General features: G+C 55.9%; 13 protein-coding genes and 1 tRNA gene. 9 read left to right on the top strand and 5 right to left on the bottom strand.

Annotated features, from left to right (window positions below; genetic code table 11):
• The first annotated feature begins 16 nt into the window (after positions 1–16).
• The 4 genes from deoA to mrdA all read left to right on the top strand — a co-directional run bounded on the left by deoA (position 17) and on the right by mrdA (position 5,575).
• Complete coding sequence (gene deoA, locus ACR6A7_RS12915; protein ID WP_434125254.1) at positions 17–1,348, top strand: thymidine phosphorylase; 1,332 nt, start codon at positions 17–19, stop codon at positions 1,346–1,348.
• A gap of 187 nt (positions 1,349–1,535) precedes the next feature.
• Positions 1,536–2,759: a phosphopentomutase gene (gene deoB, locus ACR6A7_RS12920; RefSeq protein ID WP_434125256.1), complete on the top strand. Its 1,224-nt coding sequence runs from the start codon at positions 1,536–1,538 to the stop codon at positions 2,757–2,759.
• Positions 2,760–2,793: 34 nt separating this feature from the next.
• Positions 2,794–3,507 carry a purine-nucleoside phosphorylase gene (deoD, locus tag ACR6A7_RS12925; RefSeq protein ID WP_033752378.1) on the top strand — a complete coding sequence of 238 codons (714 nt, stop codon included), beginning with the start codon at positions 2,794–2,796 and terminating at the stop codon, positions 3,505–3,507.
• A gap of 190 nt (positions 3,508–3,697) precedes the next feature.
• Positions 3,698–5,575, top strand: a complete 1,878-nt coding sequence (mrdA, locus tag ACR6A7_RS12930) for a penicillin-binding protein 2 (RefSeq protein ID WP_434125258.1) — start codon at positions 3,698–3,700, stop codon at positions 5,573–5,575.
• Positions 5,576–5,634: 59 nt separating this feature from the next.
• On the opposite strand, the gene ACR6A7_RS12935 is transcribed toward mrdA, so the two are convergent.
• A complete protein-coding gene (locus tag ACR6A7_RS12935) occupies positions 5,635–6,957 on the bottom strand; it encodes a methyl-accepting chemotaxis protein (protein WP_434125260.1) in 1,323 nt (440 codons plus the stop codon).
• 194 nt (positions 6,958–7,151) lie between these two features.
• Between ACR6A7_RS12935 and ACR6A7_RS12940 the strand changes: the two genes are divergently transcribed.
• The 4 genes from ACR6A7_RS12940 to ACR6A7_RS12955 all read left to right on the top strand — a co-directional run bounded on the left by ACR6A7_RS12940 (position 7,152) and on the right by ACR6A7_RS12955 (position 9,952).
• Positions 7,152–7,227 (top strand) — tRNA-Phe (locus tag ACR6A7_RS12940).
• A 783-nt stretch (positions 7,228–8,010) separates the two neighbouring features.
• Positions 8,011–8,298, top strand: a complete 288-nt coding sequence (locus ACR6A7_RS12945; RefSeq protein WP_434125261.1) for a hypothetical protein — start codon at positions 8,011–8,013, stop codon at positions 8,296–8,298.
• Positions 8,299–8,357: 59 nt separating this feature from the next.
• On the top strand, positions 8,358–8,630 hold the full coding sequence (locus ACR6A7_RS12950; RefSeq protein WP_434125262.1) for a hypothetical protein: 273 nt from the start codon (positions 8,358–8,360) through the stop codon (positions 8,628–8,630).
• A 59-nt stretch (positions 8,631–8,689) separates the two neighbouring features.
• Positions 8,690–9,952: a TcdA/TcdB catalytic glycosyltransferase domain-containing protein gene (locus ACR6A7_RS12955; RefSeq protein ID WP_434125263.1), complete on the top strand. Its 1,263-nt coding sequence runs from the start codon at positions 8,690–8,692 to the stop codon at positions 9,950–9,952.
• A gap of 170 nt (positions 9,953–10,122) precedes the next feature.
• Here ACR6A7_RS12955 and ACR6A7_RS12960 read toward each other — a convergent pair whose 3' ends face one another.
• From ACR6A7_RS12960 to ACR6A7_RS12970, 3 genes are all read right to left on the bottom strand, one after another.
• On the bottom strand, positions 10,123–11,259 hold the full coding sequence (locus tag ACR6A7_RS12960; protein WP_434125265.1) for an MFS transporter: 1,137 nt from the start codon (positions 11,257–11,259) through the stop codon (positions 10,123–10,125).
• On the bottom strand, positions 11,256–11,780 hold the full coding sequence (locus tag ACR6A7_RS12965) for a TetR/AcrR family transcriptional regulator (protein ID WP_434125266.1): 525 nt from the start codon (positions 11,778–11,780) through the stop codon (positions 11,256–11,258). The genes ACR6A7_RS12960 and ACR6A7_RS12965 overlap by 4 nt, the downstream gene beginning before the upstream one ends.
• Before the next feature lie 72 nt (positions 11,781–11,852).
• Complete coding sequence (locus ACR6A7_RS12970) at positions 11,853–12,638, bottom strand: MBL fold metallo-hydrolase (protein ID WP_434125267.1); 786 nt, start codon at positions 12,636–12,638, stop codon at positions 11,853–11,855.
• 241 nt (positions 12,639–12,879) lie between these two features.
• Here ACR6A7_RS12970 and ACR6A7_RS12975 point away from each other — a divergent pair, with 241 nt between their 5' ends.
• Positions 12,880–13,824 carry a diguanylate cyclase domain-containing protein gene (locus ACR6A7_RS12975; protein ID WP_434125268.1) on the top strand — a complete coding sequence of 315 codons (945 nt, stop codon included), beginning with the start codon at positions 12,880–12,882 and terminating at the stop codon, positions 13,822–13,824.
• Positions 13,825–13,841: 17 nt separating this feature from the next.
• On the opposite strand, the gene ACR6A7_RS12980 is transcribed toward ACR6A7_RS12975, so the two are convergent.
• On the bottom strand, positions 13,842–14,396 hold the full coding sequence (locus ACR6A7_RS12980; RefSeq protein ID WP_434125269.1) for an antibiotic biosynthesis monooxygenase: 555 nt from the start codon (positions 14,394–14,396) through the stop codon (positions 13,842–13,844).
• Positions 14,397–14,421 lie beyond the last annotated feature (25 nt).

Genomic DNA, 14,421 nt, shown 5'->3' on the forward strand with positions numbered 1-14,421 from the left:
GATCATGGGGGCGACTGTGTTTCTGCCGCAAGAAATTATCCGTAAAAAACGCGATGGCCAGACGCTGAGCGAAGAGGAAATTCGCTTCTTCATCAACGGCGTGCGCGATAACAGCGTTTCCGAAGGTCAGATCGCCGCGCTGGCGATGACCATCTTTTTTCACGATATGGCGCTGCCGGAGCGCGTGGCGCTCACCATGGCGATGCGCGACTCCGGCACCGTGCTGAACTGGCAGGCGCTGGGCCTCAACGGGCCGGTGGTCGATAAGCACTCCACCGGCGGCGTCGGTGACGTCACCTCGCTGATGCTGGGGCCGATGGTAGCCGCCTGCGGCGGCTATGTGCCGATGATCTCCGGGCGCGGCCTCGGCCATACTGGCGGCACGCTGGACAAGCTGGAGGCGATGCCGGGCTTCGATATTTTCCCGGAGGACGATCGTTTTCGCCAGATTATCAAACAGGTCGGGGTGGCGATTATCGGCCAGACCCGCTCGCTGGCGCCGGCGGATAAGCGCTTCTACGCCACGCGCGATATCACCGCCACCGTAGATTCTGTTCCGCTGATCACCGCCTCGATTCTGGCGAAAAAGCTGGCCGAAGGGCTGGATGCGCTGGTAATGGACGTTAAAGTTGGATCCGGCGCCTTTATGCCGACCTTCGAGGCGTCGCTCGACCTGGCGCAGGCGATCGTCGGCGTGGCCAACGGTGCGGGCTGCACCACCACCGCGCTGCTCACCGATATGAACCAGGTGCTCGCCTCCAGCGCCGGCAACGCGCTGGAAGTGCGTGAAGCGGTGCGCTTCCTGACCGGCGCAGAGCGCAACCCGCGCCTGCTGGAGGTAACGCTGGCGCTCTGCAGCGAGATGCTGATTTCCGGCAGGCTGGCGGCCAGCGAAGCAGAGGCGCGCGGCAAGCTGCAGCAGGTGCTGGATAACGGCCAGGCGGCCGAGGTATTCGCGCGTATGGTCGCCGCGCAGGGCGGCCCCGCCGATTTCGTCGAACGGCACGAGGCTTATCTGCCCCAGCCGACGCTCAGCAAGCCGGTCTACGCCGATCGTCCCGGCATCGTCAGCAGCATGGACACGCGCGCGCTGGGTATGGCGGTGGTGGCGATGGGCGGCGGACGCCAGCGCGCCAGCGACGCTATCGACTACAGCGTCGGGCTGAGCGAGATGATTACGCTGGGCGAACGCGCCGATGGGCAACGTCCGCTGGCGATGGTGCACGCCAGCAGCGAGGCGAGCTGGCAGCAGGCGGCGGCGGCGATAAAAGCCGCCGTAACGCTGAGCGACAGCGCGCCGGCAGCGACCCCGGTGGTTTATCGCAGGGTCAGCGCCAGCGACGCCTGAGCGTAAGCGCATAACAGCAGCCGGGCGGGCAGCGAGCCTCGACTGCCGAACCTCTGCTGTCGTCCACGACGCCGCCGCAAAAAAGCCGCAAATCTGCGGCTTTATGCTGCCGTTGAGCAGGCATTCGGGTATACTGATCTGATCGCTTTTTTTTGACTTGTCACGCGCGCAGGCGCAGGAGACTTGCATGAAACGTGCTTTTATTATGGTGCTTGATTCCTTTGGAATCGGCTCAAGCAAAGACGCCGACAAATTTGGCGACGCAGGCTCGGACACGCTCGGCCATATCGCCGAAGCGTGCTTTAACGGCAAAGCGGATCAGGGGCGCAAAGGCCCGCTGCATCTGCCGAACCTGACCGCGCTGGGGCTGGGTAAAGCCGCCGAGCTCTCTACTGGCCGCTTCCCGCTGGGCCTCGATCCCGATGCGGAAATCACCGGCGCCTACGCCTACGCCAGCGAAATTTCATCCGGCAAAGACACGCCGTCTGGCCACTGGGAAATCGCTGGCGTGCCGGTGCTGTTCGACTGGGGCTACTTCAGCGACAAAGAGAACAGCTTCCCGCAGGAATTGCTCGACAAGCTGGTCGAGCGCGCGAAGCTGCCGGGCTATCTCGGCAACTGCCACTCCTCCGGCACGGTGATCCTCGACCAGCTGGGCGAAGAGCATATGAAAACCGGCAAGCCGATTTTCTACACCTCGGCGGACTCGGTGTTCCAGATCGCCTGTCACGAAGAGACCTTTGGCCTCGATCGCCTCTATGAGCTGTGCGAAATCGCCCGTGAAGAGCTGACCGAAGGCGGCTACAACATCGGCCGCGTCATCGCGCGTCCGTTTGTCGGCGACAAAGCGGGCCATTTCGAACGTACCGGCAACCGTCACGATCTGGCGGTAGAACCGCCTTCACCGACCATGCTGAAAAAGCTGGTGGATGAAAAGGGCGGCGAAGTGATTTCGGTGGGGAAAATCGCCGATATCTATGCCCAGCAGGGCATCACGCAGAAGGTGAAAGCGACCGGCCTGGATGCGCTGTTCGACGCGACCATCGAGCAGATGAAGAAGGCGCCCGACCAGTCGATCGTCTTTACCAACTTTGTTGATTTCGACTCGACCTGGGGACACCGCCGCGACGTCGCTGGCTACGCGGGCGGGCTGGAGCTGTTCGATCGTCGTTTGCCAGAGCTGATGGCGCTGGTGAAAGAGGATGACATCTTGATCCTCACCGCCGATCACGGCTGCGATCCGACCTGGCAGGGCACCGAGCACACGCGCGAGCATATTCCGATTCTGATCTACGGCCCGAAAGTAAAACCCGGCTCGCTGGGCTATCGCGAAACCTTCGCCGACATCGGTCAGACGATTGCGCACTATTTTGGCCTGTCCGATATGGACTACGGCAAGAGCATGCTGTAAACAGAGCCGCTGAATTTAAAAAGGATAAACAACAATGGCAACTCCTCACATTAATGCAGAAATGGGCGACTTCGCCGACGTGGTACTGATGCCGGGCGATCCGCTGCGCGCGAAGCACATTGCGGAAACCTTTCTGGAAAATCCGGTAGAAGTTAACAACGTGCGCGGCATGCTGGGCTACACCGGTACCTACAAGGGGCGCAAAATCTCCGTAATGGGCCACGGCATGGGCATCCCGTCCTGCTCCATCTACACCAAAGAGCTGATCACCGACTTTGGCGTGAAAAAGATCATCCGCGTCGGATCCTGCGGCGCGGTGCGCGCAGACGTGAAGCTGCGCGACATCGTTATCGGCATGGGCGCCTGCACCGACTCTAAAGTCAACCGCATGCGCTTCAAGGATCACGATTTCGCGGCGATCGCCGACTTCGATATGGTGCGCAACGCGGTTGACGCGGCGAAAGCGCTGGGCGTGGACGCGCGCGTCGGCAACATCTTCTCTGCCGATCTCTTCTATACCCCGGATCCGCAGATGTTTGACGTGATGGAGAAGTACGGCATCCTCGGCGTGGAGATGGAAGCGGCGGGCATCTACGGCGTGGCGGCGGAGTTTGGCGCGAAAGCGCTGACCATCTGCACCGTGTCTGACCATATCCGCACCCATGAGCAGACGACCTCTGCCGAGCGCCAGACCACCTTCAACGATATGATTAAGATCGCACTGGAGTCGGTGCTGCTGGGCGACTAAGCCTGCGCTTGCCTGTTCCCCGTCTTGTGCCTTGCTGCATAAGGCGGGGAGTCTTACAGGCCTTTCGTAACATTCTCACTAAATGACACACTTTTCCCGACTCCTGTGCATCTTCCTGCTGGCGCCGATCGCTTAGCTCCCTATCATTAGCGCGACATCAAAAAAATAACCTGTCCGCCAATGCCGCCTAATGAATTTTCGTAATTTCGAAGCTGAAGAAAAGCTCTTCGCGCGCCGCGCGCTGGTCGCCTTTGCGCTGGTCGTTATCTGTTTCACTATTCTCGGCGTCAATCTCTACCGTTTGCAGGTGCGCGATCACGGCTATTACCAGACGCGCTCGAACCAGAACGACATCAAAATGATCCCTATCGCGCCGACGCGTGGGCTGATCTTCGATCGCAACGGCATTCCGCTGGTGCATAACGTGACCTGGTACGATATTACGCTGACGCCGTACAAAATCGACGATATGCAGGCGACCCTGAAGGCGCTGACGCCGATCGTCGATCTGACGCCCGACGAGATCGACGCCTTTACCCGCACGCTCAAGCAGAGCAGCCGCTATAAGCCGGTGGTGCTGAAAGAGGAGTTGACCGACGAAGAGGTGGCACGCTTCTCGGTGAACCAGTATCGCTTCACCGGCGTCAGCGTGGAGAGCTATCAGGATCGCGACTATCCCTACGGCGCCGACCTGGCGCACGTCGTCGGCTACGTCTCGAAAATCAACGATAACGACTACAAGCGCCTCAACGCCGCGGGCATCGCCGAGAACTACGCCGCCGACCACAATATCGGCAAGCAGGGCATTGAGGGCTACTACGAGTCGCTGCTGCACGGCAAGCCGGGCTACCAGGAAGTGGAGGTGGATAACCACGGCCGCATCGTGCGCGTGCTGAAAGAGGTGCCACCGGTAGCGGGTAAAAATATTACGCTGACCCTCGATCTGCATCTGCAGCAGTACATAGAGAGCCTGCTGGCCGGGCAGCGCGCGGCGGTGCTGGTGGAGGATCCGCACGACGGTTCAGTGCTGGCGATGGTCTCCAGCCCGAGCTACGATCCCAATCCCTTCGTCAAGGGCATCAGCTATCAGGCCTATAAGACCCTGCTTCAGGACAAGAATCTGCCGCTAATCAATCGCGTTACTCAGGGGCTTTACCCGCCTGCCTCGACGGTGAAGCCCTATATGGCGATGTCGGCGCTGCTGACCGGCGTCATCACGCCGCAGACCCATTTCTACGGCGCGCCGACCTGGACCCTGCCGGGCACCGATCGCCGCTATCGCGACTGGAAAAAAAGCGGCCACGGCATGCTGGACGTTACCAAAGCGATTGAGGAGTCTGCCGACACCTTCTTCTATCAGGTGGCCTTTATGATGGGCATCGACCGTATTCACAGCATGCTTAGCCAGTTTGGCTACGGCAAATCCACCGGCATCGATCTTAACGAAGAGTACAGCGGCCTGCTGCCGAGCCGCGAATGGAAGCTCAAGGTGCATAAAAAAGGCTGGTATCAGGGCGATACGGTCTCGGTGGGCATCGGGCAGGGCTACTGGATCGCCACGCCGATTCAGATGGTGAAGGCGATGGTGGCGCTGATCAACAACGGCAAGGTCATTGCGCCGCATCTGCTGGCGAAAGCCGAGCGCGGCAAATTCGTAGAGCCCTATCAGCCGACGCTGCCGCAGCCGCAGATCGGCGACGCCCGTTCGCCTTACTGGGCGCTGGTGCGCCGCGCCATGTTCGGCATGGCCAACGCGCCGAACGGCACCGGCTATAAATATTTTCACACCGCGCCTTACGGCATTGCGGCGAAGAGCGGCACCTCGCAGGTGTTTAGCCTGAAGCAGAACCAGACCTATAACGCGAAGATGATCCCGGTGCGCCTGCGCGACCATATCTTCTATACCGCATTCGCGCCGTTTAACAACCCGAAGGTGGCGGTGGCGCTGATACTGGAGAACGGCGGCAACGAAGGCGTGACCGCCGCGCCGGTGATGCGGCAGATCCTCGACCATATCTTCCTGCCGACAACGCCGACGCCGCCGGTCGAGATGGCGCGGCAGCCGTAAAAAACGGCTACAGCAGGGCGGTTGCTGCGAAAAAGCCGGCGCAGGGCCGGCCTTGCGCGCTACTCCTGGCTTAAGGTCTGGGTAACGTGGCTGATGGCGCGCACGACCTCTGACGAGCTGTCGCGCAGCTCGCCGATCACGCCGCCCGCCTGCTGGGCCAGCTCGACGCCGTGATCGGCGCGCTTCATGTTGGAAGCTATGCCTTTCAGCGCCTTGGACGCCAGCAGATGATTCTGCCGCACCCGATTTTCAATCTCGCTGGTGGCCTGATTGATATTGGCCGCCAGCGTGCGCACCTCATTGGCCACGACGGCGAAGCTGCGGCCGTGTGTGCCGGCACGTGCCGCCTCAACCGCGGCGTTAAGCGCGATCAGGTTGGTCTGATCGGCGATGCGGCGGATGCTGGCGACAATGGCGCCGATGCGGTCGGAGGAGTCGCTGAGATCGGCGATATCGTCCGAAATGCCGTGCAGCTCGCCCGCCAGCGCGTTAATGGTCTGCACGCTCTCTTCAATTACGCTGGCGCCGTGGCGGGTGCTTTCGCTGGTTTGCAGCGCGGTCTGATAGGCCTGCTGCGCCGCGTCGCGCTCCTGCTGGTTCTTCTCTACCTGCGCCGTTACGTCAGTGGCAAACTTCACCACCTTATAGAGCTTGCCTTCATCATCAAACACCGGGTTATAGGTGGCGCGCAGCCAGATGGTGCGGCCCTGTTTATTCACCCGCTGGAACTGGCCGGAGATAAACTCGCCGCGGTTGAGCTTTTCCCAGAACGCTTTGTATTCGTCGCTCTGACGCAGCGCTTCGGAGCAGAAGCGGCTGTGCGGCAGGCCGATCACCTCCTCGGCGCGGTAGCCCATGGTTTTGAGGAAGTTGGCGTTCGCTTTGAGCACTTCACCTTTGAGGTTAAAGGCGATAACCGCCATCGACCGCTCAATGGCGGTGGTCATGGCGCGCTGCTCCTGGGCGTCGACGATACGCGCGGTAATATCGGTCGCCAGCTTGACGATTTTCACCACGCGGCCGTGGCGATCCTGTACCGGCACATAGTTAGCCTCCAGCCAGACCGGACGGCTGTGTTTCGCCAGACGCAGGAATTTATCGCTAAAGCTTTCGCCACGCTTCAGGCGCAGCCAGAAGTCGCGATAGTGCGACGACTGCGCAAAGTCGGGGGTGCAAAACAGACTGTGATGCTTACCGACGATGTCGTTCAGCGTATAGCCCATGCGCTCCAGAAATAGCGGGTTAGCGTTAAGGATGATGCCGTCAGGCGTAAACTCAATCATCGCGATAGCGTCGTTGAGCGAGTTAAGCGTCGCCGCAGGGCGCGTTTGTTTTTGCCACGCAAGGCGTGACAGCAGACCTGATGAAATAGTGGAAAACATGGTGCACCTTATTATGGGTATGAAGTGTCGCTATCGTTATCGGCCAGGGAGGCGAAAAAGTAAGCGCAGCGCGACGAGGTTGCCGCTTTTTTTACCAGTTATTCTGGTGATTGCTATAAAACGCAGCAGTCAGTACGCGACTGGATGAAAAGCGTTTGACGCTGTGCAGCCGTTAAGGTTTAATGCGCCCCGTTGCCCGAATAGCTCAGTCGGTAGAGCAGGGGATTGAAAATCCCCGTGTCCCTGGTTCGATTCCGGGTTCGGGCACCAAAATTAAAGAACCCAGCCTTATGGCTGGGTTTTTGCTTTTGTGCGGAACCCGTCATCGAACCGGTTCGATGTCCTCGCCGCCTTATCATGGAAATGATGGTCTGAGCCGTCACTGACATGGCCCTTTTCCAGGCGCTTTCCATAAATCAGCTCGTGTCATATCCCGACATTGTCCGTCCGATAGATGTCCTTTCTGGTGGCTGGCGCGCTTGTGCAGGCTCGCCAGCTGCTGTGCGTCTGGATTTGAAAATATTCGTTATCTTTGATTCGGGAAAACGCCCTTGCCGCGCCTGAACGCACTGATGCTAATGACCATAGCAGCACAAAAAATATCGCACAAACGATCTTACGTTACATCACGAGTTATATAAAAAAAGCATAAATATGCCAGTGCTTATATTTTTATATTAAAGAGAAATTATTTTTAAAGGTATTTTGTTTATGCATGGTCGAAATAATAAAAAACGACTGTTTTAAGATGGCATATTGCAAAAAGGTAAATAAGTGGTAAAAGCCCTTTGTTCGCGAGAAAGGAGAGCGGGGTTTTATTGTTCTATATGATGTTTGATATCCGATAAGATGTTCTATAAATTAATAATTTTAAAGTGATTTGTTCTTGCTTGCTTGAGGCAGGGGATTTGACGCTTTGCGTGTATGTATTGCCTGTAAAGTGATTAAAGTATTCTTAAATTTAAATATGATTAAAAAAGTTTTATCAGCTTTTTTTTAGTGTTAGCATGAATATTGACCATTTCAGGTCGTTTAAAGTTAAGGAGAACTTTAATGAAAAATATTTTAAGTAACCAACTGGATTCTATATCGGGTGGATGGGCAGATGTAGACGGAAGCGGTCACCATTCAGCCACTAATGGTGGCTCTCGTTCCGGACAAAGCAACACCGGTGGGAATAGTGGTAATCATAGTCTTCAGTCTTTTTTATCTCAAAATTTCCCATATGGTAGTGGCTCTGGCGCAAGTGGGTTCTGGGGTGGGACGAGCACTGGTAATGGTTATGGTAGTAATACACACGGTTACAATGCAGATGCACGCCATGCAGGTGATAACCATTAATTAATTACCTGGAGAAATGAAGCGCAGAGCCAATGCTCTGTGCTTTTAAGGTGGCTGTCATGAATAAATATGTTTTTTTTTACAAAAGTAATTTTCTTAAAGCTATACAGAAAGATTTAATTACCGTAGCGGTCAAAAAAAACATGAAAGAAAGGGGCTATAAAAAACACCATATTGAAGTTGAGGCGGACAACGAAGTTGAAGCAGTGACAAAATTTGCTGAGTTTAATGATGGTTATCTAAATTCTTTAAAAGATTTCTCAGGTAGTATCTTAATCTGTGCGCTAGTTGTTGTTTTTATGGCCGTTATTTATATAGTCAGGACGTATTGATGTAGTAATCCTGTTAATTTGCATTAGAGAGTAATTATCAATATTAAATGGACTTAATAGTGAAATACAAAATGTCAGATATTAGTAAATCTCCAGGATGCAAGGTTTGTATTCCAGACTTGCTGCATTTCGTATGGGTTGGTGACACAAATAAATTTCATCCAAATTACATCGAAATATGGAAAAAAACCAATTTAGATAAACAAGTGTACTTTTGGTATGATTCAAGATGTTCATTAAGTTACGCGTTTAACGATATAGTTAAAAATCATATAGAACTCAAAGGTTTTCATGATAAAATTGATGCTGAAATATACATCAGGAATCAAGCTTTTAGATATATAATGACTAGTATTTCCCGGGGGGGTATATTTGATGATTGTCTAATTGATTTTTTTCACGAAGTTGGCATCTCTTGCGTAAAACTCCCTCGAAAACACTTAAATCCGGTAATAAAAAGGATGGGTGTGGCATTTCACGACATTAACGAATTGTTTGAGGGTGATCTGGCAAAGTTTAAGCTTTTTTATTATTATGAAATTATTTTGCGCGGTAATTTGGCTAGCGCAAGTGACATAGTAAGGCTTTTAATTATCTATAAGTTTGGTGGGATGTATATTGATGTGGATACATTACCCTACATTGATAACTTATTTAAAAAATCGAATGAGTTTATAATTGATGCAAATAATGCAGAAAATGAGATTTTGAACTTATTCAAAACCAGGCGCTTATTAAATAAGCTATCATCTTATGATAAAAATGATTCTGATTTTTTTTCTTATTGCGATAAGGTTTTACACAAAGATCTGCTTGAGTCAGTTGATTTTGACCTATCTCAATTTTCTATAAAAAATATTTTGCCTTTAGGTAAGTTGTATGTTCATAAAAATTTATTATTTCTAGGTGCCGTTAAGAAGCTAAAAGGGATTTACTTTAATAATATTATTGCTTCTCATCCCAAGGCCAAGTCTATAAATATCATCCTCCGTACAATGAAAAAGAGATACAGATTTCTGGAGAAGAAAGACTGTATTTTTAATCGTTATAACAGATGTGGCGAAAATGAAGAGTATCTTTCGCGTCTTTTAAGCTGGCGAACTGAATTAATAGATAAAAATTATAAGGTGACTTCAGTTTTAACAGGGCCGGGATTGATAGTTGAAGTTTTGCTTGGACTGGCTTATGTCTTAATTGATTCGGACGAGTTAACAGATCCCGTCTCTATAGCTTTAGATATGCATAATGACATTTTTGGCGTGGCTTTCTTTCAGCATAATATGGACACTCCTGAAGGTTTGATTTCCTCATGGAGGAAGTAATGAAGTGAATAAAGGTGGTTTTAAATCAACTAATTGAATGGTTTTTATTTCAGAGGTAACTTGATAATTAATTAAAAAATGAGAGAGTTATAGAGAACCTGGGTTTAGTAAAGCGTTTTTTTCATGATCGTTTTGCTTTTTCCCGCACTCGCTTACTTTCTGCTTAACAATCAGTTTTCAGGATTGTAAGGCAGCAGCAGCATCATCCCTGGCGCCAGCGCGGCAAACCCCAGCAGCGCCGTGCCTGCCCCCAGGCCCGCATAGGCCGCGCCAAACAGCGCGGATCCGGCAACCTGACCCGCCGCCAGCATAAAGAACGCCACGCTTACGCCTGCCGCCGCTGAAGCTGGCGTGGCGGCCGCGCCATACACCAGCAGCACGCCAGAAAGCGTCACGTAGCCCGCCCCGCCCAGCGCTACGGCGGGAAACAGCCACCATGAAAAGCCCTTCAGGCTCGCCAGCAGCAGCAGCGGCAGCGCCAGGCAGAGCTGCGACAGCCGATAGATCTGCGCCAGGCTAAGGGCGCGCCGCGCCGCCCCGGTCAGCGCGCCCGCAATGCCCGCGCCGCCGCTGGTCAGCCACAGCAGGCTGCTGGCGCGCGCGTCGAGATGCAGATGATTACGCAGAATATCGGGGCCGAAGCTCCACCAGGCGGCGCTGGCGGATCCGCTAATAAAAGCAACAAGCGCCAGCCGTAACAGCGATCGCTGCCGCATCAGATCGCGCCAGCGGGGGCGATCGGCATCGTGCCCACGGCGATCTTCAGGCAAATAGCGTCGCGCCAGCAGCAGGCACAGTAAAGCCAGCAGCGCAAAGGCAACGCAGGCAGCACGCCAGCCGCCGGGCAGCAGCATCAGCACGGGCACGGAGAGCATAATGCCCGCGCTGGTGCCGGCATTGATGGCGGTATTGGCGGAATCCTGCTGCGCAGGCGGCACGCCGGTGCTGACCGCGCTGGCGATAGCAGGCGAAGCGAGGCCGGCACTCAGTCCAGCGATAAACAGCCCGCCAGCGAGCATTAGCGGCGCAAAAGCGCAGGCAAGCAGCAGTAATCCGCCTGCGGCGCAGAGCGCGGCAAGGTAAGCCGTTTTTCGGGCACCAAACCGCGCCACTAGCCCGGGGGCTGCGGCGGTAGCAAGACAATAAGAGAGGTAGCTGCAGGCGGTAATGATCCCGGCAAGATGAACATCAAACGGCACTTCCTGCCTTGCCGCCGGCATCATCAGCCCCCACGCAAAGCGTGCCATGCCGTAGGTGACGGCAATCAGCGAAAAGCCAGTGACACCCAGCGCAGTCGCCGTTCTCATGGTCGCACCTCAGTCGGCAGCATCAGCCGTGCGGCGGCGTCGCCCGCATGGTTCGCCGCATCCGCGCCGAGCATCAGCGCCGAGATGACCGCGCCCTCAAACAGCATCCACACCGCGTTCGCCAGGCGCTCATCTGCCACGCAGTCGCCGATATAGCGACGCAGCGCATAGCGATAGTCGAGCGCGTGCGCCGCCAGCATCGCGTCTTTCTCCGCATATTCGCCCCAGGCTTTGATAAAAAAGCAGCCTTGCGCGCCATACTGCTCTGTCCATTCCCCCAGCGCCTCAAACAGCCGCCGCAGCGCCTGCGGATGCTGCGCAGGCAGCAGGTCGGCAAAAAATCGCGTCCGGCGCGCCGCCATCACGCTGATGGTCAGCGCTTCGCGCGAGGAAAAGTGATGATAGAGCGTGCGCGTGGAGACGCCCGCTTCCCGGCAAATCTGGTCGGTGCTGGTGGCATGAAAGCCGTTGTTGTAGAACAGCCTTTCGGCCGCCTGCAAAATATCGTCGCGTTTGTTCATCTTTTAAAGGTAAACCGATCGTTTTACTTTTGCGTAATGGCGGCGGCGATTTATTTTTCCGACAGGGCCAGATTACGCCAGGCAGCGCAGATAACGCGCCCCGGATTGCCTCACGATGGCCTTCGCCTGCTGGATGATATCCTGGCCTTCGAAGGCGCCGTAAAGCCGGGAAAAGGCCAGCGCGTCGCAGCGGCGCAGCATTTCGCTTACCGTTGCGGCGGAGAGCGGCAGCATATTGGGATAGCTCCACATAAAGGAGACTGCATCTTTGCCTGGCGTGACCTGAAAAATATCGCCCGCCAGCATCACGCCGCCGTTGGCTTTCCAGTGCAGCACGCAGCCGCCGGCGAAATGGCCGCCGAGGCGCACGATATCGACCTCGCTGTTTAGCGGCAGCGTCTCGCCCTGCCAGAAATGAATGGCGTCGCTGTCGCGCATCACCCATTGACAATCGTCGGCGTGCAGATAGATCGGCGCATTAAACTCCTCCGCCCACGCCTGCATCGTGGTGTAGTAGTGCGGATGCGAAATAGCGATAGCTGAAAGCCCGCCGATCGCATGGATCAGCTGGACGGTGGCGGGATCCAGGTTGGCGATGCAGTCCCAGAGAATATTGCCGCCGCCGCCGCTGCGCAGCAGCAGCGCGCGCTGGCCAATGGCGAAGTTCGGCACGGTTTTGATGCCGAGCAGGCCCGGCTCAAGCTGCTGCCATTTGTTCTGATGGCTGCGGGTAAGCGCGGCAAAATCGATCCACTGCTGTCCGGCGGCGGGCACCCACTGCCGCTCGTCCTCGCAGATTTTACAGCGCTGCGGCGAAACCTCAGCGTAGGCGGTGCCGCAGGTGGCGCAAAGTTGCATGCTTTTCTTCTCCGGAATAAAGGTTACTCTGACTATAGCCGTTGAGCGCGCAGGCGAAGGATCGCCCTGCAAGAGGCAGATTTCGCGCGCGCTGCCGCTGACTATGCGGAAACTGTGATTTAAACCGGATAAAATCTTGCGCTTAAGCCGATAAAGCGCGGCTGATCACGTTTCCAGCGCCTCTCTTTACAGAAATATCCGCACAGGCAAAATACATCTTATTTCTTAACCTCCGCGTGCCATGTCTGACGAAGCGCTGCGCCAGCAGATACAGATTTTGAAAAAGCATAATGCGCGACTCAAGCGTATAGCGCACGACGCCCGCAGCAAACTCGACGCGGCGCTGGATGGCACCGGCCTTTGCCTGTGGCAGCTGGATATTCCCTCGGGCAAGCTGGTGATCTTCAACCGGCGCTGGGGGGCGATGCTGGGCTATCAGCCGAAAGAGAGCAGGGCGCTGTTCTCCGAATGGCGAGAGAGCCTGCATCCCGACGATGCCGACGAGGTGCTGAAAGCGTTTTATGACCATCTCGAAGGCAAGGCGCCTTACTATGAGGCGCTGCACCGGATGATCGCCAAAAACGGCGGCGTCACCTGGGTGCTGGATCGCGGCCGCATCAGCGAGTGGGATGAGCAGGGCAGACCGCTGAAGGTCACCGGCACCCATATCGACATGACCAAAGAGAAGCAGTACGAATCACAGCTGGCGATGCTGGCGAATCACGATCCCCTGACGCAGCTCGCCAACCGTCACGCCTTGCGCAACGCCTTCATCCAGATGCGCAGCGCGTGCGCGCTCTGCGTCGCCTTTATCGATCTTGATGATTTCAAGCATGTGAACGACACCTTCGGCCATCGCAGCGGTGACCGCCTGCTGATCCAGCTCAGCCAGCGCCTGAGCGCGGTGTGCCCTGAGCCAATCCTGGCGGGGCGGCTGGGCGGCGACGAGTTTGTGCTGCTGATGCCGTACGGTCAGGACGATCCGCGGGTTGAGCAGGTAAGCCGCGCCTGCCTGCAGGCGGCGCTGGCCCCGTTTGAGCTGGAGAACGGCACGGCGACCATCGGCGCTTCGATCGGCATCGTACAGGCGCAGCCGCAGGAGGGATTCAGCGCGGCGGTGAGCCGCGCCGACGAGGCGATGTATCGCATTAAGCGTAACGGGAAAAACGGCATCGGGCTGGGCTAATCCGCCAGACTCCACGGCTATCCTCGCGGCAGCAGCCAGTTTTTAAACAAGCGCGTCAGCAGCGGCATCCACAGCCAGACCACCAGCGCGACCACGGTCGCATCGCCTAGAAAATGTCCCCATAGCGTGCCGCGGCTGGCGGGTATTAGCGCGGCCCAGAGCGGCGGGATCAGCAGGGTCGAAGGGAAAATCACGCCTAACGTCAGCAGATACTGTTTCCACTTCGCCGGACGCGGCGTCGCCTTTCTGGCGGGCGTGAACCAGAATGCGGCGCCGGGGCGCACGTCGATATGCTCCGGGCCGGAGAGCAGCTGCGGCAGTTCGGCAATCAGCTTCTTGCGTGCCTCGGACTGGCTCCAGTTGAATAAGTTATCGAGGCTGTCGAAGCGGATCAGCACGGTATAGACGCTTTCGCCGTGCACCGGACGCAGCACGTTCACCCCCAGATGGCCAGGAAACTGCGCCGCCTGCGGCATGATCTGTTCCAGCCACTGCTCATAAGCCTGCTCTTTCTCCGCCTGAACGCTATGAGTGATCACCAGCGTAACGTGACTGGCCTGATAATTGTTCATATCGCCTCCCGGCGCGTTGAAAGTG

The sequence above is a fragment of the Pantoea phyllosphaerae genome (assembly GCF_051025595.1).
Classification (GTDB): domain Bacteria; phylum Pseudomonadota; class Gammaproteobacteria; order Enterobacterales; family Enterobacteriaceae; genus Pantoea.